Source organism: Microcystis sp. LE19-84.1B (genome assembly GCF_027531875.1).
Classification (GTDB): Bacteria; Cyanobacteriota; Cyanobacteriia; order Cyanobacteriales; family Microcystaceae; genus Microcystis; species Microcystis panniformis.
The window spans coordinates 1-26,398 of record NZ_JAPZSR010000139.1; the positions used below are offsets into that span (position 1 = coordinate 1).

Consider the following 26,398-nt stretch of genomic DNA (forward strand, 5'->3'; position numbering starts at 1 on the left):
TTCCTAAACAGGTTTTCCCCACTGTCATATCGGGAACTAATTCCGTAGATTGGAAGGAAACCGAAACGTAAAATCCCGACGCTTTTTGGATAATTCGAGCTTGTTTAGGCTCGAACCCAGACGGGTATTCTCTAGATTGCCTGATTCTAATTTTTCCCAATTGTGGAAAATTTAAGTATTCGTCACCTAGAAAGCTTTTTGACAGCGCAGGAAAAACAAAACTCCGCATCTTTTTCTTAAATCTAGGAAAGCCGAAGCCTTTCGATTTCATCTGGTTAAACGCCTTATCTAAAGTTTTTAAGACTTGCTGTAAAACTTGAGCGTTAACCGTCTTTAATATCGGGTAAACTTTTTTAGCTTCCGTTAGATTTTTAGCTTGAACGAAGTAATTAGGATAGGGTTCATCCGCAGGAATTATGTACTCGGAAACTAGCGAACAGTGATCCGCAAGACACTTTCGAGAGTTTAACCAATCTTTCCGTTCTGAAAGAGCGTAATTATAAACGCTTTTGCAAACATCAAGAATGTGGATTATCTCCTGTTCCTGTTGTCTGTTTACCTTTAGTTTGTACTGGTAGGTAAGCGTTATCACTGTCTTTCGTGAGCGTGATGTATAGTTAAATTATAACACTTACTGCCTAGGATATCAACTATAGCGGTTCTCACACCTGTGTGGCACAGTTTAACCTTTGCTAATTAAGCTTTTCACCATCGATAATGTATCTCTTGCGAACAGGAAACGCTATAATTACAATCATGGACCAAACTAATCGCTAACCTTAAAACAGTTAGTAGTCGCTTAATTAGACAAGAATTTCCGTATTTGGCGGCCGAGTATTTCGACAACAAACCCTATTTTTGGACGGGAGCTTATTTCGTGGCTAGTTGTGGCGACGTTACTGTCGAACAACTAAAAAAATACGTCGAGAACCAAAACTCCCCGAAAGTGGAAACGCTACCGCGTTAGTTTTATTCTGGTCGCGATTCATCTCGCTCCATTGAGATAGTTTTGATTCCCGCTCTGGCCCGGTCGGGAGGAAATAATACCAATTCTCCAAAGTCTGACTACAGAAGTTTAATCCCCCTAAATCCCCCTTAAAAAGGGTGACTTAAATTCGATGTGTAGTTTTCATTTAGAGAAATGGTATAAGCATATTCCAGAAAAAGGGTTTTTTTGAGAAACCCGTTTTCTAACTGATAACTCAAAAAGATTGGGATTGAATGGCTGTGATTACCACCGTATTGATAATATCGGGAACGGTACAACCGCGACTGAGATCATTGACGGGTTTTTTTAATCCCTGTAGGATTGGACCAATCGCTAAAGCTTTTGTTTCCCGCTGTACGGCTTTATAAGTATTATTACCTGTATTCAGGTCAGGAAAAATAAACACCGTCGCTTGGCCCGCCACCTCTGACCCCGGCATTTTTTGGGCAGCTACTTCCTTATCCACGGCCGCATCGTACTGAATCGGCCCTTCTAGCTTCAAATCGGGGCGTTTTTCCCTAGCGATTTTGGTCGCTCGTCGTACTTTTTCCACGTCTTCTCCCTGGCCCGATTGACCCGAAGAATAGGAAAGCAGGGCGATTCGCGGTTCAATTCCGAATTTTTGGGCGGTTTCGGCAGAAGATAGGGCGATTTCGGCTAATTCCTCGGCACTGGGGTCGGGATTCACCGCACAATCCCCATAGACCAAGACTCGATCCTCTAGACACATAAAAAAGACCGAGGAGACGATCGCACAATCGGGCTTAGTTTTGATAATCTGGAGTGCAGGCCGAATCGTGTGTTGAGTTGTATGCACTGCCCCCGATACCATACCATCAGCATCGCCTTGATACACCATTAAAGTGCCAAAATAGGAGACATCCTGAGCATAATCCCGGGCCATATCGAGGTTCATTCCCTTGGCTTTTCTCGCTTCGTAGAGGGTCTGCACATAGCTTTCAAAATGGGGACTAGCCACGGGGTTAATAATTTGCAGGCGATCGAGATCGAGAGTGATACCATGTTTTTTAATCACTATTTCGATCTCGTCCGGTTGTCCCAAGAGGGTTAAATCGACGATATCCTGTTCGATTAAAACTGTGGCTGCCTGGAGGATGCGCGGTTCAGTACCCTCGGCCAAAACGATGTGCCGTTTTTGCGCTTTGGCCTGTTGTACGAGATTATAGGTGAACATCTTCGGGGTAATCCCCTGGGTCCGCAAAGTGTGAATTTGCGCTTCTAGGCGATCGAGATTGATGTTACTGTGAAAAAGCTGCAGACTGAGGTTAATTTTATCGTAGTCGGTCGAGGTCAGGGTGGTCCGCACTTGGTGGATGCGTTCGGCCGTGGTGTAGGTATCGGTGGTGACGGAGAGAATCGGTAAGGGATCGGGCAAACCTTCAATTAAACGGGCGATCGAAGGATTGAGGTTATGACCTGCTGTTAAGACTATACCGGCTAATTGGGGATAATTGGCCGATTGGTGGGCCTGTAACATCCCGATAATCACATCGCCGCGATCCCAAGGGGTGATAATTAAACTATCTTCTTTTAACCGCTCTAGGGCATTTTGCATCTGCATGGCCACCACCAGAAAGTTACTAGCTAAACTGTCTAATCTCTGCTGTCCGTAGAGAACTTTTGCCTGTAATTGTTGGGCGATTTCTGCCACTCGCGGGCTGCTCAGTTTGGCATTGTGGGGAATCACTCCTAGAGCATATTCTTGGGGGGGAAAAATTTTAGTCAGGGTTTTCCGTAATTCCCCTATTTTTTCCTCTTCAGCTTGATTGATAATAATCCCAATCACCGTACAACCTTTATCTTGGTAGGTGTCGCAGGAAATCAGGATCGGACTAAGGGCATCTTCGATACTGCGATTGTGGGCATTACCTAATATTAAGATGGGATGGCCGAGATTTTTGGCAATTTCTGTATTTAGTTCAAATTCAAAGGCGGAATTTTCTTGCAGGTAATCGGAACCTTCACAGAGGATAAAATCATATTTTTTTTCTAAGTTTTTAAACTTTTTGATAATTCTTTCGATGATTTCATCAAATTTTTGTTGTACCAATAAATCCTTAACTTCGTCATAACATAAACCAAAGGCCTCTTCGTAGGTTTGTTCTAATTTAAAATAATTGAGGATTAAGTCAATGTCTTCGTCCCGATGACCTTGGGAACAGTCGAGAACAATTGGCTGGAAAAAAGCAACTTTATTAGTTTTGCGGAGAATTAAGTCAATAATTCCTAAAGCTACTAACGCTTTACCGCTTCCCGTTGCCGTCGTGCTGATATATAAAGAGTTAGTCATGGGTAGAGAAGAATAATAACGAGGGTGGAATTTAATTCACTCACCCCAACCTTGAGGTGGGCAATTGATCCCCCCTTAATCCCCCCTTAATAAGGTGGTTTTGATCCCCCCTTAATCCCCCCTTAATAAGGGGGGCTGCGAGCAAGTTGTCTATAAGGGCGTGAATTGTTGGGAAATTTTCAGGTAAACTATCTTTAGTTGTTGGCTAATCCAGAGATTTTTCTCACAGAGCGATCGCTGTTTGAATATCTACCAGAGAGTGATGGACTATACCTTGTAATCTAGCAGTTATTTTGTCCGATTGCTGTTCACTGGTAACATTTTTTCCATGAACTTGATTTAATTTCCTCAGATTACAATAAAGACTCCAGAAAATCCTATCACCGGCTTTCCAGCTAAGGCTTGGTTTTTCATAAAGATTTAAGTAGGTAGGCGTTAAAAGTTGTCAGACACCCCCCTTATCAAGGGGGGCAGGGGGGATCCCCCCGCCTATCGGCACCCCCTTTATCAAGGGGGGCAGGGGGGATCGAACCTAAAATCCATTTTTAATTTAATTATAACCAGCTACTTAAGCTTATCTCCCTCGGATTGCCATTAAATTTTAACTAGAAGCGATTACCCCAGATTGTTGAAACCATTGGCTAATTCCGGCGGCTAAAACTTGCGCTAATTGTTTTTGTGCCTGAGTATCGGTAATCCATTCAAATTCTTGAGGATTACTCATAAATCCTAACTCTAATAACAATGAAGGACTACTATAGGGACGAGTTAAAGCTAAATTATTCCAAAATACTCCATAGGAAGGACGGTTAAGATTTTTAGTTAAATAATCGTGGAGAAAAACCGATAGATCCGCTGCTTGGGGATGATACCAAAATATGCCAATTCCTTGAGTATTTAAGGCATCTCCATCATCAGGTAAAGCATTATAGTGAACTGATATTGCTAGGGTTGGTTGCAGATTATTAATCATCTCTACCCGTGCCGGTAGGGATAAATCAATGTCCGTTTCTCTGGTTAAATAAACTGTTGCCCCCAATTTTTCTAACTCCCGTTTAATTAATTTAGACATAAGCAAATTAATCTCTTTTTCTGTGTAACCCGTCGGACCGACAGCACCGGTTTCTTTACCTCCGTGTCCGGGATCTAATAAAATAACTTTGCCCTGTAAATTATCACTTTTTTCCGGGGGATGACGCAGGGTTAAGATTAAATTTGTCCCCGGGTAACGAAGACTATAACCCCACTGTTGTTTTTGGTTAAGATTAAAAGTGTATTCTATCGTAGTCGGGTTAATTTGTCGCCAATCTAAACGTCTGATTAAAGGATTATCCACTAGAAAAATTGTATCGGTTTGGGCAATGGTATTATAAAGGGTCAAAATAAATTTATCATCCTCTTGTGCCACGGCGATGGGTACAGGATGGGAGAGGGGAAAAATAATTTCCGTTGCTTGATTGATACTTCGAGAAGAGAGACCGCGAATATTAGCATTATCTAAGACCTCATTAACTATTAAACGGGTTTCTTGCTCTAAAATCCAACCACCATAATCTAACCGTAACCAATCCCCTTCTTTCCCGGTGACTCTCGCTTTTGTGCCTTGGGGTAAAGGAGTTAAACGGGAATAATCACTACCCGGCCCCGTGCGCGCTACCCCTTCCGCAACTATAATTTCAATCACCGGTAAATTTTGATCGCTAATAATGTTAATTTCTCCTTGACCTTGTTGGCTAATCGAGCGATTATTTAATTGTGCTGTAAAAATAGGTTTTCCTAAGTTAGCCTCTTGCTTAAACTGCTGACAACCTCGATAGTAACCAGTTTTATCCTCGGAATTCGCTTGATTAAGATTAGTTAAAACTGCGGCATTACTAGGCAGTTTTGTGGTTTGAGGTTGGGGTAAAAGAGGCAGAATTTTATCTCCTAACTGCACAGAAACCTGAGCTTGGGGAGTGGCAATCGCACTAAAACAAATCCATTCCCCCACTAACCTCGTCCTATGGACAGCAGGACTGAGAGAGTTATCAGCAAAAGCTAATCCTTGGGGAATAACTGCTTGAGTATCTAGACGAATTATTTGACGATTAATAGTTTGGTTTTGATAGCGAATAGTGAAATTATTTTCGCCAACTTCTAGGGGAAAACTAGGGGCAAAATATCCTTTAGCACTGCGTTGAATCGGTTGATTATTGAGCAAAACTTGACCCGATGGAGGAGCAGAGCCAATAAAAAAGATTCTAGCGGCCGTGGTTTGATGATTATCGGGAGGATAAACAATCATCAATGAGGTAGATTTAGCGCTGATACTGTGATAAAAACCGATTAATAGCACTAAACCCCAACCAATTAAGATATTTTGCCCAAAAGTTCTCACTTTTAACCAGAATGTCCCCATATTATCCCCCTCTTAGCTGACAAATATTATCCTAAGACAAATTCTAAAGGTTTGTTGTTCGTCTTCTAAGCTGTACTGTATTTAAACTGATCGGGAAAATTCAGTACAAATGCTCTGACTTCTTCTCCCCTCTCCCTGTTTTTGACCCTCATCCCTTATGATCAATATAGATTAACTTTTGTAAAGGAATCGGAGTTATGGCTTTAACCGTTGGAACAATCGCACCGAACTTTACCACCACCGACGATACTGGAAAAACCGTTTCCCTGTCGGATTTTCAAGGTAAAGTCGTAGTTTTATACTTCTATCCCAAAGATGATACCCCCGGCTGCACCAAGCAAGCGCAAAGCTTCCGGGATAACTACGAACAATACCAAGACAAGGAAATAGTAGTCTTCGGGGTGAGCAGGGATGACCAGGGTTCCCATGCACAATTTAAAGAAAAATACGGTTTACCCTTCCAATTGCTCGTAGATACCGATGGTGCTATCACCAAAGCTTATGATGTCGATGGGGGTGGCTATTCTAAGCGCGTCACCTATATCATCGATGCAGAAGGCAAAATTAGCCATGTGGATGACAAAGTGAATACCGCTAGTCACGCATCGGATATTCTCTGTGTCGTCGGTTAATTTTTCCTAAAATCTTTTCTGGGTGTGTTAGGGGGGCCTAATACACCCGGTATCTATTTTTTAGTTCACTGATAATCAGTTTTTAATAACCGGATTTAGTCTGATCACCCTGATAAACTTAAACTAACGAAATAGGGCTTGCTGAATAAATGTGAAATGTAGGCGAGGCAAGGGTTTTGGGCTTTTCTTGCGAAACAGGTGCAAGGTTTTGAGTCCTGTAGGGGCGAAGCATTCGGGCGATAACCTATCGCTGAAACCGTAGATTTCCTATCCGAATGCTTCGCCCCTAATTTTTGCCGCAAGCCCTATTTAAGGCCTGCTGATGAGGAACTGAATATCAAAAATCGGACTACAATAATGCTATTATCAAATATCTTGGTGGGATTAATCGGCAATCATGGTTAAGTTTAGCAAGTACCTAAAGGGGTTTGGGATTGTTGCTGGAGTGGCTTTTTTGTTGTTGGTTACTCACCGAGCGGCTCCCCGAAAGGCAGTGGAAAATGAGCAGATGAAGGGGGTTTGGTTAACCAATATTGGCACGATATTGTTACATCATACTACGTCCTTAGATGAGGTGTTAAATCATCTTTCGCGATCGGGTTATGATCGGGTGTATTTTAGTGTTTATGGGTTGAGGGGAACGCTTTATCCGACTTCCCAACGTCCGACGAATTGGTTGTTTGTGCCGCCGTTGAGCAATCCCTGGAGGGCAGCGGTTAAGGAGTCTTTACGGCAGGGTTTGAAGCCATTTGCTTGGTTTGAGTATGGTTTGATGCTGTCGCCTAAGGATCCCATTGCCAAAAAGCATCCGGATTGGTTATTAAAAACGCCCACAGGGAAGACGGTGGTGGAAACGAATGTCTGGTTAGATCCAGCGAATCCGCAGGTGCAAGCCTATCTTTTGGGCAATATGGAAGATATTTTAAAAGAAAAAGATTTGGCGGGGATTCAGTTAGATGATCATTGGGCGGTTCCCCGTGTTTTTGGCAATAAAAGTCAAGCTTTAACGAATTTAACCCGCAAGTTGCACGATCATGTCAAGGCGATTAATCCCAAGTTGGTGGTGAGTCTTTCGCCTAATCCTCACTCTTTTGCGGTGAATAAATATAATCAAAATTGGTTGGCTTGGGTGCGTCAAGGGATTGTGGATGAGGTGGTCCTACAGATCTATCGGAAAACTCCCAATCAGGTGGCGGCAAGTCTTTCGGGATCGGGACTGGCGACAGCTTCCCGGTATGTGCCGGTGGGGGTGGGTTTATACGCGGGTTGGAATCCTGATTTTTCCTTAAAGGGTTTACAGGCTCAGATGAGGACGGTGGAGCAGCAGGGTTATGGCTATTCGTTATTTTGTTGGGAATTTGTGGTCATGCGTCATCTTTTTAATCATATTCCCCGGTTTTAAGTGAAAAGGCTAGTATAATTAAGGCTGTTCTAAGTAAGTGGTTCTAATTACATAGAAGATAGATTTTGCCTTCGATCTCCCCCTGCCTTCTATGGGGCTGATTCATAGTAGGGTTGATTCATGAATCAACCCTACCCTTAATACTGGGGCTGATTCATTCTCCGAATCTAATTCTTTTTTTTGCTACTCTTAATGGCTTATGAGGTAAGCTAGGGAGTAGGGGAGTACAGGTTTTTGCTCTCATAGTAGATTGATTCATGAATCAATCTACCGTTAGAGGAGCCTCATACACCCAATGTTTATTTTCCAATTCACTGATACACTCGACCGCGCCAACTTTGGGGACGGGTAAAAGCAGAGATAAAAATGCGGATAACTGCCAGCGGATCTGCTAGGGGAGATAGCCAAAATAATCCTGAAGATAGATTGACTTTTTCGCCGCGATAGTAGCTAGGAGAAACAGCCAATAAAAGGGCAAAACGAATCAATAACAGCAGCAGGTTTAAAGTCAAGACAATTTTTAAACTCAGGAAATCGTAGCCAAAAAACAAAGCTGTGAGCAGTAAAGGTGTGATAATTATCGGTAATCCCTGAGTAAGAGCTAATAAAGCTAAATCGCCCCATAATTGCCCCTGATAGGAGGCATCTTTGAGGTCAAGAGATCTGCCCCATTCGCGCCAAGTTTCCCTGAGTCCTTCGTACATCCGCACGCGAATTAACTTCGCCCCATCGAGAAATCCCACCCGATAGCCTTTCGTTGCCGCTAGACGGGCGAGGGTGACATCATCGCAAAAAGAACCTTTTGCCCCGCTATAACCGTCTAAAGCCGCTAAAACTGACCGCCGGCAGAGAAAACATTGACCATTGGCCATGACTCGTTCGGGATCTTGCCCGCGCACTCCGGCCGCATCAAAGCGATAGAGCAAAGTCATCAATAAAGCCGGCTGTAACCACCATTCTCCCGGATAGGAGAGGATAAATTGCGGCGACAGGGAAACTAAATCGTAACCTTCTGCGATCGCAGCTTTGACCAAACTAGCCACTAAATTTGCCTGAGGTTGCGTATCGGCATCAATGCCCAAAATCCAGTCACTTTTAGGAGAACTAAACAAAAAACCATTGTGTAACGCCCAGGGACGACCTACCCAATCAGGAGGCAAAGGATAATCGGTTTTCAAGCGAAAGCGGGGGTCTTTTGCCGCTATCTCTTTAACTTTTTCCCGCGTACCATCTTGGGAATTGCTATCGACAATCAGAATTTCTCGCACTTCGTAACTCTGTTGACTCAATCCCTGTAAACAACCGTCAATCCTGGCCACTTCGTTTAACGTCGGCACAATCACGCTTACCGTCCCTAACATCTCCGGGGTGGGAGGTTGGGGAGTCAGGGGAGGACGACGACGCGCTCCTTTTAGCAGACGGGAAAGAAGGATAAAAAAGGCAACAGCCTGAGACAGCAGTAGCCCCAGGCAGAATGCACCGAGAATTATCTCAGTTAACAACTTATTTGGCTCCTCTCACCGAAACAACGGGGATTTTTAGGGTTGTTACTTCGCTTGTCGGCACTGTTTGCCCGGAAGCAACAGTCTTGGCGCGATTATAGAGGAGTATTAAAGGCAGAATACCGGTGAGTAATCCTAAGAAAATCGGCGGATAAATACCAGCACCCATACTCATGACCGTAGCAAAGCCAAAATTACCCAAATACATCACAAAAGGCAGGGTTAAATCTTGACTTGGCAGTTTCACCGGTTGCACTTGCCAGATTAAAGTGGCCACCGTCATAAAAACACAACCCGTGCCAAACCAACCGGCAAAATTTTCATAGGGCATCCCAAAAAAAGCCCCCGGTTGTTCCCAAATCCAGAAGGGGATGGTAGTTTGACTCATGGCCGGATCTAGGACAAAATCCCAGGAAGTTAATAATACCCCCCCGATAGCGATCGCTCCTAGATTTTGTAGCCATTGGGGTAAAGCAAGAGTGGATAAACCAACACGAGCGATAATATAGGCACTAAAACCGAGATAAAACCAAGATAGGGGGATAGTAAAGGGTACTAAACCTGCAATTTTGTAACCTAAGCCCGAAAGATAACGATAATGACCGAAAGGAAAGCCGGTACTGGTTCCTAATAGTTCGCTACAAAGGGATAAACTGATAGCGGGAACCATGAATCCTAACCAGTGCCACACTCCTAGAGTCCGATAGGCATAAACAGCCACGGCTGCCATTCCTAACACCATATACACCACACCCCCGCCGGCCATTGACCAAGCAAAGAAGGTTTTGCCAAAATCTGGTAAATTGGCCACAAATTCGGGATGGGGCAGAACTAGCAACAATCCCGCTAGTCCAAAAGCCATCGATACAATATGACCGATGAGCAGAGCTTTTTCGATCGCAATTAGTCGTCTCATTAAATCTCTAGCACTGCGAAAGGATAATCATTTTCAAGTTTACAAATCTTTATTAAAGAATTATTACCCAGATCGGTCACTTTCGGCAAAAAAGTTTTACAGGGGTTAGGGAGTTTCCTGTAGTGGTGGTTTAGGAGTCCCTAGGCAGTCCCGATGAAAAAATTTTCACCCCCACAGATGAAAGAGGTTTCCTTCCCCACACCCTACACCCCACACCCCACACCCCACACCCCACACCCTCTTTCAAGTCAGGAGAATCAAGAACGAATAATAATCAATCAAATTGTCTATTTAGAGATTTTGTGGTACTTTATACTTAGTTTTTTCATTTTTTCAACCCCCAAAAATTAATTATGCAAGGGGCAATGACTAAAAATGCCTGAAAATAAATATATGTTAAAAATGATGCTTTTAGCCCGAAAAAAAGGTTCTTCGGTTTGTGTTATGTAATGGACGGCGGTTATAAGGGATAAAACCCTTATATAGAAAGACATGGCTGCGATTTTTGCCAATTGTTTTCGATCTAGAACGAGCTAATCAATTAAGTCTCTTGCCAGATAAGGATTTAGTCGATTTATGCCCCCTGCTCGAACCAGACCAAGTAACGAAGAACCAAAACTCTCTCCACCAGACTCACTATAATTAACACAGTAGCCTAGCTATGTCGGCAGAATCTAGACATCGTAGCTTACTTGCCAATCGATACCAACTGGTCGAGTTGATCGGTAGCGGCGCCATGGGACAAGTATATCGAGCAGAAGATAAACTATTAGGTGGCGTAACCGTCGCCGTGAAATTCCTCTCGCAAACTCTCCTCAACCAAAGAATGCGTGAGCGCTTCGAGCGAGAGGCGACTATTTCGGCACTTTTAGGCGAAAAAAGTATTCATATTGTTAAAGTTCGTGATTATGGTGTAGATGACAAGGAAGTCCCCTTCTACGTCATGGAATTTTTGCCGGGGGAGAGCATGAGTGAAATCATCAAACATCAGCCGCTGCCCCTCCCGCGCTTTCTCAATCTCACCCGTCAGATTTGTTTCGGCCTAGAATGCGCCCATAAGGGTATTATCTTCCAAGGGGAGATGTGTCCGATTATTCACCGGGACATCAAACCAAGCAATATTATGGTGATTGAGGACTCAGGATTAGGGGAATTGGTGAAAATTCTCGATTTTGGCATCGCTAAACTCATCCAATCGGGAGAATCCCAAACCCAATCGTTTATGGGAACCTTAGCCTATTGTTCCCCGGAACAGATGGAAGGTAAAGAACTCGATCATCGTTCCGATATCTACAGTTTCGGGATTGTGATGTACGAGATGATCACGGGAGAAACGCCCCTTTTTCCCGATAATCCCTCCTTTGGCGGTTGGTATGAGGTTCACCACTACGCCGAACCCCGTTCCTTTAATTCTAGCTTGCAATTACCGCCAGAATTAGAACAGTTAATCCTGCGCTGCTTGGCCAAAGCACCCAGCGATCGCCCGTCAAGTGTTACAGATATACTACAACGTCTCGAACGACTTGAATCCCTAGTCAAAAATGAAATAGCCACAAAAACCGATGATTACACCAGCAAAATCAAAACCCCTCCTGATTTCAATCAAACCATTGTTTCTGCTGCTAATGCGAGGGATATCTGTCTCAAGTCCAGTTGGCCCGAGGATAAACCGCGCCAAAAAATTGTCTTCTCACGCTGTCTCCAGGCTGCTGACGGCGTTTTTCCCGGTTTATGGGTAATGTTGGATCGAGAAGATATCGCCGTCCGGGTTGCTAGTGTCCGTTATAATCAATTCCTCTTTTTACCCACACCTCACCCGATGATTCTCTGGATTACTGTCCTCTATCATCGTCAATGGAGCCCCCGCTGGTTGCCTTGTTATTTGGACTTAAAAACCCCCCAAGGTCAAAAAATGACCAAAACCCTCGCCGAAGCCGGTCAATACTGGATTTTATTTTTCCCCCTCGAAGGCAGCAACATCTGTGAAAATGTGATCACCGTTAATATTCCCGCCAATCAACGCCAAATTTTGCAGCAATGGCTGACCGATGGTCAATCGGGCCAAGGTGGCAGCTCGCAAATTAGCAAGCGGATGCTAAAACAGAAACTCGAGCAACTTAAACCCCAGATTCTAGCCAAATTAGAGTCGGAACTGGCCGGGCAGCCCTAAAAAATCAGGGGGGTATTAACTAACCCTGTCTAGCTAAGGCTTCGCTTTGTTTCATTAAAATACTCGCACTAGGCTGGGTGAGCTCAGGCGTTTGGCAGGTCGATAATTTAGCCAGCATTTGAGGATTGACAATCAAATAGTTTTTTAACCAATTACAGCCTCGAACCAACAGGCGATCGAGATTTTCCACAGGCCACACCCTCGCATGAGGAAAGTTGCTTGGTTAATTGGAGTATTTCTTCTAGAGTGACAGTATTTTTCATGATTTTTAGTTGGGTGATAGCAAATATTGCATTGTGTTTATGGATATGAACTAAACTCCATCGAAGTTGCATCACCAGAAGGAATAAAACTTGCCCAATAAAAAGGATGTTTTTGCTTCTCACCCTTGAGCATTCCTAGTTGAATTTGTCTTAAAGATTCACTGCGTCCTTCTCCTTTTTTTAAGCGTCCATAATAGGCGACCATTAAATCTTTAGTTGCATCATCAGATACTTTCCAAAGGCTAATTAATTGGCTTTCACTTCCCGCAATAACTAAAGCACGGCGCAATCCATAAACTCCCTGACCGATTTTAATATCTCCTTTCCCCGTATCGCAAGCGGAAAGGACAACTAATTTGGTTCCGACTAAGTTTAAATTGGTAGTTTCTAAAGCAGTTAAAACCCCATCATCTCCTGCACTTTGACCGATTTTAACTCCTGCTAAAACTAACCCAGAACGCAATAAAGGATTTTCAACCACATTACGTTCACCTTGTAGGGGCGAATTGCGTTCGCCCGAATTACGTTCGCCCAAATTACGTTCCGGTTTAAAAAAACCATGAGTAGCGATGTGGAGAATATTTGGTTTTTTAACTTGTTTGACGGCGTTTTCTGTGGCTTGAGAACCAGTTAAAACAGTGGCTTGAGGTAAGATATTTTTAATCGCTTTAGCTTCTTGTTCTGTACCCGGAAGACCGGGAAAAGTAAACTCAGACAGGTCGATGGAACGAGTGAGAGCGACTTTTTCCCCTGCTTTACCGTAGAAAGGATCAGCTACAATAAGGGGAGATTGTTGACTAGCAAATTTATCTTTTAGGCGCAGGAAATCTCGTCCAGAAGTGAGGTAAGTAATATGATAATTTTCCACTAAGTATTGATTATTTTCATCTACTAAAGCTTCAAAGGGAATTAAATTAAGTGCAGCATCAGGAGAAAGCAGAATTGTTTTAGTATTGCCTAATAATTGACGGATAGGCTGCATCAATGTCTCATCAAGTTGACGCGCTGATTTTTGCAGTTGAGGAATAGGAGTTTGTGCGTCTGCAAGATTGTCACGGAAGTAAATTAATTTGTCATCAATCGGTTTAGCTTCTCCTAAATCCTTGGCTTTGATGTCACCATTGGGATAGAGAATATAAACAGCATAGCGAGGAATGCCAAAACTATCATTTTTAGGATTATAAGGTTGATAGCGGACTATTTCAACTAAAGCAGCATCAGCAGGAATTAGTTTTTGAATACCTTCCAGGGTAATGGGTTGGGATAGGCTACGAAATTCGGCACTACGAACACCGATTTTACCCTCTATTTCTTTTGCTTTTGCGGTAACTTCGTTAAGTTGTTGACGGTAAATTTCTTCTGAGGGAAAATCATCAGGCTTTTTAAAAGTCAGATTAGATAGTTGAGTCCGAACTTCAATCAGTTGAGTTAATAATTGTTGACTTTCGAGGTCATCAGTACGTTGTCGGAGAATTTGTAAGCTATTGGTTGAAACATCTAAAATTCGTCCTTTACGTTCTAAGATAGTTTTCAAGGCGAGACGGGTTACTTCTGGGTTATTCGGTGCAGCTTGAAGATTGAGGGAAATCACCCCATTAGTCGTCCCTAAAACCTTTGCCATATAATCTTGTTTTTGCTTGTCATCCCCCATTTTTAAATTTTCTGAGAGGTTGTATTCTTGTACTGCAAGTCCTTGGGTTCGATAATTAATTGCTTGAGGAATATCATCTTGAGACTGGTAAAATAAAGCCAAATTGATGAGACTGGTGGCGGTATCGGGATGGTTGTCTCCTAATTGTTGTTTGAAGATAGCTAAAGCCTGTTTGTAGAGGAGTTCAGCTTCTTTGTACCTTCCCTGAGACTCGTAAAGTCCTGCCAAATTGTTGAGACTGGTGGCGGTAGAGGGATGGTTGTCTCCTAATTGTTGTTTCCTGATAGCTAAGGCTTGTTTGTAGAGGGGTTCAGCTTCTTTGTACCTTCCTTGAGACTTGTAAAGTGCAGCCAAACTGTTGAGACTGGAAGCAGTGTCGGGATGGTTGTCTCCTAATTGTTGTTTATGGATAGCTAATGCTTGTTTTAAGAGAGGTTCGGCCTCGCTGTATCTTCCTTGGGAATAGTAAAGTCCTGCCAAATTGTTGAGACTAATGGCGGTATCGGGATGGTTGTCTCCTAATTGTTGTTTGCTGATAGCTAAAGCCTGTTTGTAGAGGGGTTCGGCTTCACTGTATCTTCCTTGAACTCTGTAAAGTTCTGCCAAATTGTTGAGACTTAGTGCAGTATTGGAATGGTTGTCTCCTAATTGTTTTTTGTAGATAGCTAAGGCTTGTTTGTAAAGGGGTTCGGCCTCGCTGTATCTTCCTTGGGAATAGTAAAGTAATGCCAAATTGTTGAGACTGGTGGCGGTATCGGGATGGTTGTCTCCTAATTGTTGTTTCCAGATAGCTAAAGCTTGTTTGTACAGGGGTTCGGCTTCACTGTATCTTCCTTGAACCCTGTAAAGTTCTGCCAAATTGTTGAGACTTTGTGCGGTATCGGGATGGTTGTCTCCTAATTGTTGTTTCCTGATAGTTAAGGCTTGTTTTAAGAGGGGTTCGGCTTCACTGTATCTTCCTTGAGACTCGTAAAGTGCTGCCAAATTGTTGAGACTTTGTGCGGTATCGGGATGGTTGTCTCCTAATTGTTGTTTCCTGATAGCTAAGGCTTCTTTGAAGAGGGGTTCAGCTTCGCTGTATCTTCCTTGGGAATAGTAAAGTGCAGCCAAATTGTTGAGACTTTGTGCGGTATCGGGATGGTTGTCTCCTAATTGTTGTTTATAGATAGCTAAAGCTTGTTCTGCTAGGGGAATCGCCTCGTTATATTTCCCCTGCTGATACAATTGAATAACTTGCTGAGTTAGCTTCTCTGCTTCGGCTAATTTATCTTGCGGTGAAACCTGAGAAATCACCTGTCCCACCGTTGGGTTTAACATGACTCCCGATAATCCCATCATCCCGGTAATGACGACAACCGCTATCCCTGATTTGATTGATACTTTCATTGGTTTTTTATCCCTAGAGTTTATTGATAGGCAAAAACATCAACTTGAATAGATTTGTCGGGTTGAGCCTTTCGCTATAGTAAAATTCTGATTTTTTCTGCTGTTTCACTACTAAAAACAACCTCACCACAATTATAACATACTTGAGCGGGGATTTTTTCAACTAAGATTAGGCTGCCATCAATTCTAAAAGTTTCATCGACTAATTTTTCTTCGGCATCGTTTGCACCACATACATGACAGACAAACATAATTATCTCCTAATTAAATAATTCATACATATTTGTTGACGTATTTGTAATAAGGAGAATTTGTTTTAAGTACCATCATCTCGTTCCCAGGTTCTACCTGGGAACGCTTTATTCAGGTTCTACCTGAACACAATATTTAAGGCAGAGCCTTAAATATTGTGTTCCAAGGCAGAGCCTTGGAACAAGCGACTTGGAACAAGCGAAACCTTCCCATTCTACATTCATCCACTGATAATGATCCCGTTCCACATCAAATATTAATTGTACTTCAAAGTAGTAGCTATTATCCATAATTTAACTTTCATCCTTACTCCCTCCTTAAAATGTCATTAATTGTTTTATCCAATTCCTGAACCTGCGAAGTATCTCCTAACTGATTATAAGTCCCCTTCGCCTTGGTTAACCACTGTATCGCCTCATTCTTATTTCCCAAGAGACGATAAGCTATTCCTAAACCCGCTTGTATCTCCGCTTGTCCTGACAAATTCTGCGTATTTGTTGCCAGTTTTAACGCCTTATCATAAGGTTTTTTTGCCAACTGAGGCAACCCTATCTTAAGGTAAGTATCTCCTAACAGTTGATAAACCGTAGCAACCTGACTATTTTGCTTGACCAATCCTTCTAATACCTCAACCGCATCCCCATACAACCCATAACCTCGATAAAGATGCGCTAAAACTAACCCTGCTTCCTCTGGGGATAATTGCTGCTGTTGAACAGCTTTAACAGCATCTAAAACCGTTTTTTGAGTCTGTTCATCTAATACTGTAAACCCGACGTTTTCATCATCACGTCTAGAAGACGCACCATTATCAGCTTCTATGATTACTCGATATCGCTTTCCTGCTTCCAGAAGAGGTTCACCGGGATAGACTATCTCAGTTTTATTTGTCTGCGTTTCCCAATTAACCCCATCTATTTTGATAGTATAATTAGTTGCACCCGGAACCGCATTCCACCGCAGGGGAGGACGATTGGTGAGAATATTCGTTTGACGAGGAGTAATTAGATAAGGTAATTTTGCTAAAACTTTCTCTGTTTTTCCTGTTGGACGGAGGGTAAGATTATTACTATTGGGAAGTGGAATCACAGGATTTCCCCGAGGACAGCCATTAGAAACAATATACTTTCCCGGTTTAACCGTCCACTGCTTGAGATTACTACAATAAACCTTAACCGAAGCGTTAGCTGCCACTTCTAACTTATCATCAAAACTGAGGGTAAGTCCGACGGAAGCAGGAAGCGGTTTCTTCCATTGTGGTTTTTTAACGGTAACTTTCCCCTTTACCTCAAAAATCGTGTTAACTCCAACAGTGTTGCTAAAAGTCGCCGCCGGAAATCCTACAGTAATTAATATCAGGGAAATGGGGGTAAAGAGTTTGAGAAATTTATTCATGGGTTGAATCAATTGGGGTTTGGCTTTAATTAGGTTCGTTGTTGAACTTTAGTCATAAAATTTCAGAAAACGGGTTTTTTCAAAAAACCCGTTTTCTCGTCTAACTTGTTATACTATACTACTACAACTTAAAACCTCACCATTCCCTAATCTTCCCTATGGGGTTGGAGACAAGCTTTGCACCCTCACTGAAGGAGTAATTTCCCACTTCCACTCGCAACTATAGAATTAGCTATAATAAAATTACCACAGGTATCATCTTCATATTTCTGGAAACTATATGACCTTAAAACAATTAGACCGAATTACTTTTAACTCCAAAATTATGGCAGGTCAAGCCTGTATTCGAGGAATGCGTATTCCTGTTTCTTTAATTCTTAATCTACTTGCTAACGAAAAGCCGATAGAGGAAATATTAGAGGAATACCCTGACCTAGAAAGAGAAGATATTCACCAATGTTTATTATATGCTTCTTGGTTAGCCAGAGAACAAGTTCATCATTTTGAATTAATCGAGCAATGGAGATAGAGTTTCTAGCCGATATGGGGATTTCTCTGCGTACAGTCTCATGGTTAAGAGAATAAGGTTATGATGTCATTCATCTTCGAGATGAAGGCTTACAAACTTTATCTGATCAGGAAATTCTTGCCAAAGCAAAAAGAGAAAAGCGGATAATTTTAACTGTCGATCTAGATTTTTCTCAACTTCTCGCTATTAGTGGTGATAATTTACCAAGTGTCATCCTATTCCGTTTAGGCAATGAAAACTACAATCTAATTAATCAGCGTTTAACTATAGTTTTACGAGATTGTACAAAAGCATTAAAGACGGGAGCAATTGTGTCAGTAACAGATCGTATTTTTCGGATTAGACTTTTACCAATTTAAGATTTTTGCTTTATAGCGTTCATGGAGTCTTCCCGTTAATTCCATCTTAAATATTGTGTTCCAAAAGCGAACACCTTTATTATTGAGTACAAATTATAACATTGGCAAATAATCTCCCTGTCCTCTGTGTCTCTGTGGTTAATTACACTTCGTTTCTGAATAGTCACCAATAATTATAGGTTCTTTGTTGGGAATTTTGACAATAATTTCGACAGTTCCACCTAAGGCGTTAACTACTTCGCGCAGTGTATTTAGCTCTAGATTTTGCTCTTGTTTAAGTTTAGGTACTATTGATTGCTGTACTTCAAGATGCTCTGCCAATTCTGATGAAGATAAACTTAGTTTTTCTTGCAAATACTTAAGCGTAAGTTCCTCTAAATAAATTTGAGAAGCTCTTGCTTTAATACTTGCTTGTCGTTCTTTACCAAGTTTATTAAATTCTTCCGAGAAGTTAGTATATTCTTTCATAACTTTTCTTCCTTAAGTTTTTCCAGATATTTTTGATAACGTTGATCTGCTATAGGAATATTTTCTTTGTACCATCTTTTGTTACCTGACTTGTTCCCCCCAACAAGTAAAATTGCTTGTCGATGAGGATCAAAGGCAAATAAAACACGCCACATAAAACAATGTCAAGCTTTCAGTTAAACATTCGGCTCTCTTGCCATCATCAGTATAAATTATAATATCGCTGAATAATCTCTGTGTTCTTTGTGTCTCTGTGGTTAATTCCCCTCGATAATCTCCGTACCTCGCTCCAACTCAAAAATGCTATGATAAAAACAAACTATCACTTCTTATCAAGTATGGACAAACAAAAACCTCACTCAACTGTAGAATCAGACGATTTAATGGAAGAACTCGATGCTAAATGGGATGCACTGGAAAATGACCCAGAATTTTTAGCAAAACCTATCTGGCAACAAATTATAGAAATTGGTAACGTTGTTCCCCAATCAGAATGGCGAAAACACTTACCTACAGACTTTGCGCGTAATTTTGAACACTATATGTACGGCGCACCAAGAGAAGATGAGGAAGAATGAAACAAATTTTCGCAAAACATTTACCTGACCAGATAATTTAGGTTATTATTAACTTATTCTCTTTAATCTAAAAGGAAACTTTAATCATGACTAACTTAAACAATCATTCAACCTCTAACACATCCGAAGAGCCTGAGTTATCAATGGAAGAACTCGATGCTAAATGGGATGCACTAGAAAATGACCCAGAATTTCGCAAAAAACCTTTTTGGCAAAGAATTGTTGAGATTGGTAACGTTGTTCCCCAATCAGAATGGCGAAAACACTTTCCCAGAGACTTTGCGCGTAACGCGGAACATTATATGTACGGCGCACCGAGAGAAGATGAGGAAGAATAACAAACACAGAACTAACGTCAATTCAAAGTTATAATATATGTAGTAAACCAATCCCACTAAATGATTATGAATCCCCCAAACAATCCCACTCGCACAGAAGAAATTCCGACAATAGAGGAACTTCCGACAATAGCTGAATTACAAGCAAAATTCGCTCAACTTCAAGCTGATCCCGAATTCCGCAAAAAACCTTTTTGGCAAAGAATTGCAGAAATTGGCGCACTTGTTCCCCAATCAGAATGGCGAAAACACTTACCTACAGACTTTGCGCGTAATTTTGAACACTATATGTACGGCGCACCAAGAGAAGATGAGGAAGAATGAGAAAAATTTTCTTAGATACATCCTATTTGCAAGCACTCGCTGATTATAGAGACAATCTCCATGAACTTGCCACACTAATGACAGTAAGACTAGGAAAATTTACAGGAATTACTAGCGAAATGATTTTGACAGAATTACTTAACGCATTGTCAGGAAGAGGAGATTATCTACGCCAATCTGCTATTAACTTAACCAACGATTTGAAAAACGATTCTAGTATAGAAATCATTCCCCAAACCAGTGAACAATTTCAGCAAGCTTTTGATTTTTACCAAAGACGATTAGACAAAGGTTACAGTTTAACTGATTGTGCTTCAATGCAGATTATGAGACAACTAGAAATCAATGAAATCTTAACCTTTGATAAGCATTTTCAGCAAGAAGGATTTAGTGCATTACTCAGAGAATAGTCACTAAACTTTACTTCACTTTAATTTTTTTCTCGCTTCATATAACCATTGCTCCTCCTCTGTATTAATTACCCTCCCTTCGGCTAACTTAATACATTTACGCCAATTTTCCTGAGATAATTTCTTGTCTTCTTTCTCTAAAAGTTGAGCATAAATACAAAAAGCAGCACCGGGATTGCGGATAAATTTCTGATAAGCTGGATTTTCAGCGATACCAATAGCAACTAAAAGATTAGCAATTGCATCTTCACTGCGATTTTGCTTAAATCTGGCCCAGCCTAGATTTTTATAAATACTATATTTTTGTAATGCTAAATTGCGTTTCTCATCTTCAGTAAATTGGTCTAACTTTTCATCTTTTTCTGCTAATAATCTCTTAGCTTTTTCCAGTAACTCTACCGCTTCTGCATTCTTATTCTCGCGCAGATACCAATAAGCGAGATTATTATAAGCATCTATAAAACCACCTTTTGCCGCAATTAAATAGTGTTTCTTCCCATTAGTCAAATCCTGTAACTCTTCATAAAGTGTTGCCAACTTATAATGAGCATCTAAATTATCTGGGTTTAACTCAATTGCTTTTAAATACTTCTCTTCGGCTGAGGCTAAATTAGGAAGTTCTTGACTTGCTGGCGGAGGAGATTGTAAACGGCTTCCTGTTTGCTTATAAAACTCAGAAAACCAAGAGAAATTTAGATAAATTCCCAAGAGAAAAGCAAAGACTATTACTGTTACAGAAAACTGTATTTCTTCATACCAATGTTCAGCAATCCCAAGAAATTTCATTAACTTAACAAAACCCTTCTGGCGCGTTCGTGTGAGAGCATTTTCAGTTTGTAATAAAGAAATGAAAGTCGAAAAAATAACACCTCCTATTTCTAGCAAACCTGAACCCCCACTAAGAAACCGAGTAGCAATCGTTCCGATTAATGTAAAATTAACCCCTAATAAAACCAGTTTACCGATTCTCAATAGCCAATCAAAGCGATTGCAAGGATGCAGAGATTCCCTGCTTTCTAAATGCCACCACCAAGCTTGAGCAGAAATAGGAAAAGTCTCCCGATATTCAGCTAAATCAAGAACCTGATTTACTTTGTAACTCTTCTGTTTTAATCTATTATCTTGTTCGATTAATTTTGACCACATATCAACCGAAATTTCCGCCTCGGCTTCCATTCGTTTCTGAAGAGCATCTCTGGCGGTAAGAATTTCTAAAGCCTGTTCTTTTTTCAGAGATTTCTTATGAGAAGTATCTAAATAATTTAGAGCATTCTGGTAACGCTCTAAAGCAACTTGAAAGGGTGTCGGCGCAGGTGAGGGAAAATTCATATTATACAATCCTAAAAGTTTAGTTTCTTTCACTGTTTGAGGGTAAAAAATACTCCAGCAAAACTGGCTGATGATGCTAAATCCTGTTTAAAAAGTATAGAAAAGTGGGAAGATGGGGAGATGGGGTAAAAAAGCAAAGGAATTAGGAACCATAGGCCCCTAATTCCTGTAGTATATGCCATTGTATCTAACGGGCTTGGAGAGACTCGAACTCCCGACCTTGTGGTCCGTAGCCACACGCTCTAATCCACTAAGCTACAAGCCCTTGTTTTTCCCAACAGTAAACCACTATAGCACAGGTTCATTCAATGACGCAAGAGGGTAAAGAAAAATTATCTCATCTCGACAGCCAAGGCCAGGCCCAGATGGTGGATGTATCGGAGAAAATGCCCACCAAACGCACTGCTATCGCCCTAGGACAAGTGAGAATGCTAAAAACGACTTTTGAAGCCATAGAACAGGGAAATGCGCCTAAAGGTGACGTTTTAGGGACGGCCAGACTAGCGGGAATTATGGCGGCCAAACAAACTTCCTGCTTAATTCCCCTTTGCCATCCCTTACCCCTGCAAAAAATCAATGTTCAGATTATCCCGAAAGCAGAGTTACCCGGTTACGAAATTCGGGCAGAAGTGGTGACAAAATCGGAAACTGGGGTAGAAATGGAGGCTTTAACGGCAGTATCGGTGGCAGCCTTGACTTTATACGATATGGCTAAAGCTTTAGAAAAATCAATCCTGATTGAAAATATCCGTCTGCTGAGTAAAACAGGAGGGAAATCAGATTATGCCAAGGATTCCCTGTTGCGATGAAAACTCTAAGTAGGGTTTGCGGCAAAAAGTTTTTCCTGGTGTCAGGGTGTGACCCCCCCAACCCCCCCCGACATCGGGGGGGTAGGTGGGGTGTGGGGTGTGGGGTTGTACCAATTTTCAGGGAGTCAATTACCTAAGTTTCGGGGGAAAAGTACCTGAATTTTCCCCCCAATCACTCCAATCGCTGGCACTTTTTGATTTCAAAAAAGCCTAAAGATATTATCCAACAAGGTTTTTAGATTTATTCAGCCAACCCTAAGTAACCCCTTCTAATTTTTCATCGGTCAATTGATATAATTCCTGTAATTTCTCTAATTTATCGGGGTCTGCTTGCCAAAAACCGCGACCCTGTGCTTCTAACATTCTACCGACAATATTGCGGAAAGCTTCGGGATTAGCTTGACGCAATTTTTCCGCCATTTCTGCATCAAAAGCATAGGTATCGGCTGCCTGATCATACACCCAATCGTCACTAAAATTAGCCGTACCGCCCCAACCAATTAAAGCGGTCATTCTTTGGGAGATTTCGTAGGCCCCACCGGAACCTTGATTAACCATGGCATTGGCCCATTTAGGATTGAGTAGTTTACTGCGGTATTCTAAGCGCAAAACCTCCTCTAATTTGCGGGGAGTTGTATCATTGGAAAAACTCTCGACAAAACTCGTCATCACCGGTTTACCGCTTTGTTTTTCTGCAGCTAATTTTAATCCTCCCGTGTTGCCGTAGTATTCCTGAATATCGGTTAAACCGTATTCTACCGAGTCAATTTCTTGGATAATACTTTCACTGGTTTTTAATAACTGTTGTAGCACTTCTGGTCGCGCTTGTCCCTTATCTTGACGACCATAACTAAAAACATTACGCTTTTCCCAAGTTTTCGCTAATTCGTTGTCATTGTCCCAATTTCCCTCCACTACTTGGTCATTAACTAAAGAGCCAAAATCCCCGGCAGGATTGGAAAATAAACGAGCGCTGGCATTGTCAATTCCTTGACTTTTTAAGGCTAAATAGTGCTTACGGATATAATTATCATTTTCCGATTCTTCTATCTCGGCTGCCCGCTGCATTAAATCATCCAATAACTCGATAATATTGATAAAAGTATCTCGAAAAATTCCCGATAAATTAGCCAAAATATCGATGCGCGGGTGTCCAATTTCCCCTAAAGGTTTTAATTCATACCTGACAATTCTTCCTGTTCCCTCTTTCACCGGTTCCGCACCGACTAATTCTAAGAGAATACCCAGGGATTCACCCTTAGTTTTAATCACATCTAATCCCCAGAGTAAAACTGCTACAGTTTCGGGATATTTTCCTTTTTCGGTTAAGTTTTGTTCTAGGAGTTTTTTGGCGATTTCTCGTCCGCGAGTGTAGGCTGCGGGGGAAGGCATCCGGTAAGGGTCTAAAGCGTGTATATTACGTCCTGTGGGCAAAACTCCCGCACCATCCCGGAGTAAATCCCCCCCCGGTGCCGGTGGTACATATTCGCCATTTAATCCCCGCAAAAGATTAGTTAATTCTTCGCTATTTTGTCCTAATAAATTTTTAATAGTAATGCCTTCTTTAACCTTTTCATTGGTTGCTTCATCAGCGATAATTTGCTGAAATTCTCGCTCAGATAAATCGGTAAAATAAGCATCAAGATAACCTTTTAATTCTTCCTGATTAGGAGCAGTTCCTAGGGTGTGTAAACCCGAAGAAAATAGTCTTTGTTCGACGATTTGTAGGTAATTATACACCTTGACAAAATAATCGGTTAGTGCATAGCGGCTAAATAATTTGGCATTTTCTAAAGTGAATTCTATTCCCTGTTTTTCTGCTTCCAGAAAAGGACAATCTTTAGAGATACCTGTATCAATAATCTTTTGGAGGATACTATCTCTTAAAGCGTAATTTTTCTCAGGATTTTCTCGAAACTCTGCAATCAAATCTCGTAAAATCATCAATTCTTTATATAATCCCGCTCGTCCGTAGGGAGGCACATTATGGGAAATTAACACCCCATAACCGCGACGTTTAGCTAGGATAGATTCCGAGGGATTATTAGCGGCATAAATATATAAATTGGGTAAATCTCCTAATAAAATATCTGACCAAGAATAACCGGTATTTCCTAGTGGTGAACCGGGCAGCCATTCGACAGTTCCGTGCATACCAAAATGAACGAGCGCATCGGTCTTAAAATCTTTTTGTAACCACTGATAAAAGGCTGCATACTGAGGGTGAGGAGTTAAATCTTTTTCAAACATTAACCGCATCGGATCCCCAGCAATTCCTAAAGGTGGTTGCACTCCAATCCAGATATTACCTAACTCAATTCCCCCTAAATGATATTGGTCGCCAATAGTTTTTATCCCCGCATCTTTTAGGGATTTCCAGTGTTTTTCGATGCGAGAAGTTAACAGATAACCTAGCCAATTTTCTAAAGTTTCTATCGATAAACGATTTTGTTTAGAGAGATTTTCATCATCGGCAAACTTAACTTTTTGAATAATTTCTTCCCCGTCTTCGGGAATCGTTCCCAGATTATAACCCTGCGCTTGTAAAGCTTGTAAAAACTTAACTAAACTCCGGGGAACATTTAATAAAGCTGCCGTACCAACTGCCCCATAACCCGGGGGAAATCCATAGAGAATGATGGCTATTTTGCGTTCTTGGGGAGGGGTTTTATGTAACTTAATCCAACTATTTAAACGTCCAGTTAAACGCTGTAATCTTTCGGGGATTAAATAGATAGTTTCCCCCACTAATCCCCCCAGAGGAATTGTATCAATTGCCCCGTCTAATTCTGGTAAAGCGTACAGAACCACACTCTGTAAACCACCGATTCCCTGTCTTGTCCAAGAATAAATATCTTGAATCAATAAAGGGGCAGCGATAAGATAAGGAATATTTTTAGCCGACAGAATTCGTTTAGCCACTTCTACCTGTCTTCCTGCTTCCATAGAACCCGCAGGACCCCCCACCAAAGGAAAGCCAATCGTCGAAACAATTGCATCTACTGTCACCGCATCTTCACTTAAAGAAGGAGTTTCAATGATTCCTTTTTTTCTTTGCTGAATTTCGTAGTCTGTGGTTAACCAATCCCGAACAATTGTATGACCTTCCACTCCGTTAATAAACACGGGTAGGGGAATTAAATTAGCCGTTTCAAAATGACGGATTAATTGATTAATATAGGGTAGTTTACTGATAACGTGCTTCCGATAAAGCAGCAGTGCCACCACTGGTTGATCAAGGGATTTATTTTTTTTATACCAGGTCAAATATTCTTGGGGAGTGAGAAAATAACCCTGATAATCTGGGTGTAATAGTCCCTTATTGGGAGTTTCGATAACTTCGGGTATTTCCTGTACTTTTAATCCTAGATATTTTTGGGCAATTACCCAACACATAGCGGCCACATTTTCGGTTCCTCCCGCATTCCAATAACCGTAGATAATTAACCAATTACGCAAATCTTGAACTTTTTTAGCGGGAATAAATTTCAGTAGTTTCGGACCAGTTTTAAGGAAACTGAGATAACCGGCTAACTTATCTTCTTCCTTGCCACTGGAAAATTTACTCAAGATAAATTGAATTGGTTTTGGCATTCCTTTGGGTTTATCCCCGATGGCAAATTCTCCCAAACGGGTTAAACTCATTAACTCTAAAGCAGACTCAAAAACTAAGCGAATGGGAATCTGTGCCGCTCGTTGCCGCAGCCAAGTAACTTGATCGTAATCGAAGATCAAACTAGCAAAAAAAACGTCAGCAGTGGCTAAAGCTTGCTCGACTATTTCCGGTTCGCTAGTCAAGGATTTATCGCTGAATACTTTTACTTCTAAATCGGGACATTTAGAACTAGCCAACAGGCCCGATTGCCGATATAAATTGGTGTTAAAGGTTTCAAAGCCAACAATTAAAACAATGCTTTTCATAAGAATATATTTTTATACTAAATCTGGTTATTAAAAACTGATTATTTATTCCCCCTTTTGCATGAGT

Annotated in this window: 22 protein-coding genes, 1 tRNA gene and 2 pseudogenes; 11 read left to right on the top strand and 14 right to left on the bottom strand. The window is 41.4% G+C overall.

Annotated features, from left to right (window positions below):
- On the bottom strand, positions 1-592 hold a 592-nt coding region (locus O9324_RS08455; RefSeq protein ID WP_288139949.1), incomplete at its 3' end, for an RNA-guided endonuclease InsQ/TnpB family protein.
- A gap of 168 nt (positions 593-760) precedes the next feature.
- Between O9324_RS08455 and O9324_RS08460 the strand changes: the two are divergent.
- Positions 761-967 (top strand): annotated as a pseudogene (locus tag O9324_RS08460) (IS200/IS605 family transposase); the annotation flags it as partial.
- Positions 968-1,202: 235 nt separating this feature from the next.
- Here O9324_RS08460 and pta read toward each other — a convergent pair.
- On the bottom strand, positions 1,203-3,299 hold the full coding sequence (gene pta / locus O9324_RS08465) for a phosphate acetyltransferase (protein ID WP_288139950.1): 2,097 nt from the start codon (positions 3,297-3,299) through the stop codon (positions 1,203-1,205).
- Between the two features lie 601 nt (positions 3,300-3,900).
- Complete coding sequence (locus O9324_RS08470; RefSeq protein ID WP_288139951.1) at positions 3,901-5,697, bottom strand: N-acetylmuramoyl-L-alanine amidase; 1,797 nt, start codon at positions 5,695-5,697, stop codon at positions 3,901-3,903.
- Positions 5,698-5,894: 197 nt separating this feature from the next.
- Between O9324_RS08470 and O9324_RS08475 the strand changes: the two genes are divergently transcribed.
- Both O9324_RS08475 and O9324_RS08480 read left to right on the top strand, forming a co-directional pair.
- A complete protein-coding gene (locus O9324_RS08475) occupies positions 5,895-6,329 on the top strand; it encodes a peroxiredoxin (RefSeq protein WP_002761836.1) in 435 nt (144 codons plus the stop codon).
- 397 nt (positions 6,330-6,726) lie between these two features.
- Positions 6,727-7,731, top strand: coding sequence for a glycoside hydrolase family 10-like protein (locus O9324_RS08480; RefSeq protein WP_287628107.1), 1,005 nt, complete (start codon positions 6,727-6,729; stop codon positions 7,729-7,731).
- A 311-nt stretch (positions 7,732-8,042) separates the two neighbouring features.
- Here O9324_RS08480 and cruG read toward each other — a convergent pair whose 3' ends face one another.
- On the bottom strand, positions 8,043-9,233 hold the full coding sequence (cruG, locus tag O9324_RS08485) for a 2'-O-glycosyltransferase CruG (RefSeq protein ID WP_288139952.1): 1,191 nt from the start codon (positions 9,231-9,233) through the stop codon (positions 8,043-8,045).
- 1 nt (position 9,234) lies between these two features.
- Complete coding sequence (gene cruF, locus O9324_RS08490; protein WP_288139953.1) at positions 9,235-10,149, bottom strand: gamma-carotene 1'-hydroxylase CruF; 915 nt, start codon at positions 10,147-10,149, stop codon at positions 9,235-9,237.
- A 661-nt stretch (positions 10,150-10,810) separates the two neighbouring features.
- Between cruF and O9324_RS08495 the strand changes: the two genes are divergently transcribed.
- Entirely contained in the window at positions 10,811-12,319 is a 1,509-nt protein-coding gene (locus O9324_RS08495) for a serine/threonine-protein kinase (protein ID WP_288139954.1), read from the top strand.
- Between the two features lie 19 nt (positions 12,320-12,338).
- On the opposite strand, the gene O9324_RS08500 is transcribed toward O9324_RS08495, so the two are convergent.
- The 4 genes from O9324_RS08500 to O9324_RS08515 form a co-directional block, all read right to left on the bottom strand.
- Positions 12,339-12,509, bottom strand: a complete 171-nt coding sequence (locus tag O9324_RS08500) for a hypothetical protein (protein ID WP_287628103.1) — start codon at positions 12,507-12,509, stop codon at positions 12,339-12,341.
- A 110-nt stretch (positions 12,510-12,619) separates the two neighbouring features.
- On the bottom strand, positions 12,620-15,619 hold the full coding sequence (locus O9324_RS08505; protein ID WP_502846578.1) for a tetratricopeptide repeat protein: 3,000 nt from the start codon (positions 15,617-15,619) through the stop codon (positions 12,620-12,622).
- Between the two features lie 74 nt (positions 15,620-15,693).
- Positions 15,694-15,870: a type II toxin-antitoxin system MqsA family antitoxin gene (locus O9324_RS08510; protein WP_288139955.1), complete on the bottom strand. Its 177-nt coding sequence runs from the start codon at positions 15,868-15,870 to the stop codon at positions 15,694-15,696.
- A gap of 307 nt (positions 15,871-16,177) precedes the next feature.
- Positions 16,178-17,266 carry a tetratricopeptide repeat protein gene (locus O9324_RS08515; RefSeq protein WP_288139956.1) on the bottom strand — a complete coding sequence of 363 codons (1,089 nt, stop codon included), beginning with the start codon at positions 17,264-17,266 and terminating at the stop codon, positions 16,178-16,180.
- Positions 17,267-17,546: 280 nt separating this feature from the next.
- Here O9324_RS08515 and O9324_RS08520 point away from each other — a divergent pair, with 280 nt between their 5' ends.
- Both O9324_RS08520 and O9324_RS08525 read left to right on the top strand, forming a co-directional pair.
- Positions 17,547-17,795: a DUF433 domain-containing protein gene (locus O9324_RS08520; RefSeq protein ID WP_002743172.1), complete on the top strand. Its 249-nt coding sequence runs from the start codon at positions 17,547-17,549 to the stop codon at positions 17,793-17,795.
- A pseudogene (locus tag O9324_RS08525) lies at positions 17,786-18,154 on the top strand (DUF5615 family PIN-like protein). The gene O9324_RS08520 and the pseudogene O9324_RS08525 overlap by 10 nt, the downstream one beginning before the upstream one ends.
- Positions 18,155-18,292: 138 nt before the next feature.
- On the opposite strand, the gene O9324_RS08530 reads toward O9324_RS08525, so the two are convergent.
- Positions 18,293-18,622, bottom strand: a complete 330-nt coding sequence (locus O9324_RS08530; protein WP_288139957.1) for a helix-turn-helix transcriptional regulator — start codon at positions 18,620-18,622, stop codon at positions 18,293-18,295.
- Entirely contained in the window at positions 18,619-18,777 is a 159-nt protein-coding gene (locus O9324_RS08535; RefSeq protein ID WP_228008570.1) for a type II toxin-antitoxin system RelE/ParE family toxin, read from the bottom strand. Before O9324_RS08535 ends, O9324_RS08530 begins: the two co-directional genes overlap by 4 nt.
- Positions 18,778-19,005: 228 nt before the next feature.
- Here O9324_RS08535 and O9324_RS08540 point away from each other — a divergent pair, with 228 nt between their 5' ends.
- The 4 genes from O9324_RS08540 (at position 19,006) to O9324_RS08555 (ending at position 20,272) form a co-directional block, all read left to right on the top strand.
- Positions 19,006-19,200 carry a hypothetical protein gene (locus O9324_RS08540; RefSeq protein ID WP_194033199.1) on the top strand — a complete coding sequence of 65 codons (195 nt, stop codon included), beginning with the start codon at positions 19,006-19,008 and terminating at the stop codon, positions 19,198-19,200.
- An 86-nt stretch (positions 19,201-19,286) separates the two neighbouring features.
- Positions 19,287-19,538 (top strand): hypothetical protein, encoded by a 252-nt coding sequence (locus O9324_RS08545; protein WP_002774365.1) that lies wholly within the window; start codon positions 19,287-19,289, stop codon positions 19,536-19,538.
- 60 nt (positions 19,539-19,598) lie between these two features.
- Positions 19,599-19,862 (top strand): hypothetical protein, encoded by a 264-nt coding sequence (locus O9324_RS08550; RefSeq protein WP_002766985.1) that lies wholly within the window; start codon positions 19,599-19,601, stop codon positions 19,860-19,862.
- The gene (locus O9324_RS08555) at positions 19,859-20,272 is read left to right on the top strand and encodes a type II toxin-antitoxin system VapC family toxin (RefSeq protein WP_002766983.1); all 414 of its coding nucleotides are present in this window, start codon (positions 19,859-19,861) and stop codon (positions 20,270-20,272) included. The genes O9324_RS08550 and O9324_RS08555 overlap by 4 nt, the downstream gene beginning before the upstream one ends.
- 15 nt (positions 20,273-20,287) lie before the next feature.
- Here O9324_RS08555 and O9324_RS08560 read toward each other — a convergent pair whose 3' ends face one another.
- Both O9324_RS08560 and O9324_RS08565 read right to left on the bottom strand, forming a co-directional pair.
- Complete coding sequence (locus O9324_RS08560; protein ID WP_353851694.1) at positions 20,288-21,601, bottom strand: tetratricopeptide repeat protein; 1,314 nt, start codon at positions 21,599-21,601, stop codon at positions 20,288-20,290.
- 191 nt (positions 21,602-21,792) lie between these two features.
- Positions 21,793-21,866: transfer RNA gene (locus O9324_RS08565), tRNA-Arg, on the bottom strand.
- A 43-nt stretch (positions 21,867-21,909) separates the two neighbouring features.
- Between O9324_RS08565 and moaC the strand changes: the two genes are divergently transcribed.
- Positions 21,910-22,410: a cyclic pyranopterin monophosphate synthase MoaC gene (gene moaC, locus O9324_RS08570; protein ID WP_288139959.1), complete on the top strand. Its 501-nt coding sequence runs from the start codon at positions 21,910-21,912 to the stop codon at positions 22,408-22,410.
- A 255-nt stretch (positions 22,411-22,665) separates the two neighbouring features.
- On the opposite strand, the gene bchH is transcribed toward moaC, so the two are convergent.
- Positions 22,666-26,331: a magnesium chelatase subunit H gene (gene bchH / locus O9324_RS08575; protein WP_288139960.1), complete on the bottom strand. Its 3,666-nt coding sequence runs from the start codon at positions 26,329-26,331 to the stop codon at positions 22,666-22,668.
- Positions 26,332-26,398 lie beyond the last annotated feature (67 nt).

Excerpts from the sequence above, each read along its gene's own strand:
- pta (WP_288139950.1), bottom strand. The coding sequence starts at position 3,299 with ATGACTAACTCTTTATATATCAGCACGACGGCAACGGGAAGCGGTAAA.
- O9324_RS08470 (WP_288139951.1), bottom strand. The coding sequence starts at position 5,697 with ATGGGGACATTCTGGTTAAAAGTGAGAACTTTTGGGCAAAATATCTTA.
- O9324_RS08475 (WP_002761836.1), top strand. The coding sequence starts at position 5,895 with ATGGCTTTAACCGTTGGAACAATCGCACCGAACTTTACCACCACCGAC.
- O9324_RS08480 (WP_287628107.1), top strand. The coding sequence starts at position 6,727 with ATGGTTAAGTTTAGCAAGTACCTAAAGGGGTTTGGGATTGTTGCTGGA.
- cruF (WP_288139953.1), bottom strand. The coding sequence starts at position 10,149 with ATGAGACGACTAATTGCGATCGAAAAAGCTCTGCTCATCGGTCATATT.
- O9324_RS08495 (WP_288139954.1), top strand. The coding sequence starts at position 10,811 with ATGTCGGCAGAATCTAGACATCGTAGCTTACTTGCCAATCGATACCAA.
- O9324_RS08505 (WP_502846578.1), bottom strand. The coding sequence starts at position 15,619 with ATGAAAGTATCAATCAAATCAGGGATAGCGGTTGTCGTCATTACCGGG.
- O9324_RS08510 (WP_288139955.1), bottom strand. The coding sequence starts at position 15,870 with ATGTTTGTCTGTCATGTATGTGGTGCAAACGATGCCGAAGAAAAATTA.
- O9324_RS08515 (WP_288139956.1), bottom strand. The coding sequence starts at position 17,266 with ATGAATAAATTTCTCAAACTCTTTACCCCCATTTCCCTGATATTAATT.
- O9324_RS08520 (WP_002743172.1), top strand. The coding sequence starts at position 17,547 with ATGACCTTAAAACAATTAGACCGAATTACTTTTAACTCCAAAATTATG.
- O9324_RS08530 (WP_288139957.1), bottom strand. The coding sequence starts at position 18,622 with ATGAAAGAATATACTAACTTCTCGGAAGAATTTAATAAACTTGGTAAA.
- O9324_RS08535 (WP_228008570.1), bottom strand. The coding sequence starts at position 18,777 with ATGTGGCGTGTTTTATTTGCCTTTGATCCTCATCGACAAGCAATTTTA.
- O9324_RS08540 (WP_194033199.1), top strand. The coding sequence starts at position 19,006 with ATGGAAGAACTCGATGCTAAATGGGATGCACTGGAAAATGACCCAGAA.
- O9324_RS08545 (WP_002774365.1), top strand. The coding sequence starts at position 19,287 with ATGACTAACTTAAACAATCATTCAACCTCTAACACATCCGAAGAGCCT.
- O9324_RS08550 (WP_002766985.1), top strand. The coding sequence starts at position 19,599 with ATGATTATGAATCCCCCAAACAATCCCACTCGCACAGAAGAAATTCCG.
- O9324_RS08555 (WP_002766983.1), top strand. The coding sequence starts at position 19,859 with ATGAGAAAAATTTTCTTAGATACATCCTATTTGCAAGCACTCGCTGAT.
- O9324_RS08560 (WP_353851694.1), bottom strand. The coding sequence starts at position 21,601 with ATGAATTTTCCCTCACCTGCGCCGACACCCTTTCAAGTTGCTTTAGAG.
- moaC (WP_288139959.1), top strand. The coding sequence starts at position 21,910 with ATGACGCAAGAGGGTAAAGAAAAATTATCTCATCTCGACAGCCAAGGC.
- bchH (WP_288139960.1), bottom strand. The coding sequence starts at position 26,331 with ATGAAAAGCATTGTTTTAATTGTTGGCTTTGAAACCTTTAACACCAAT.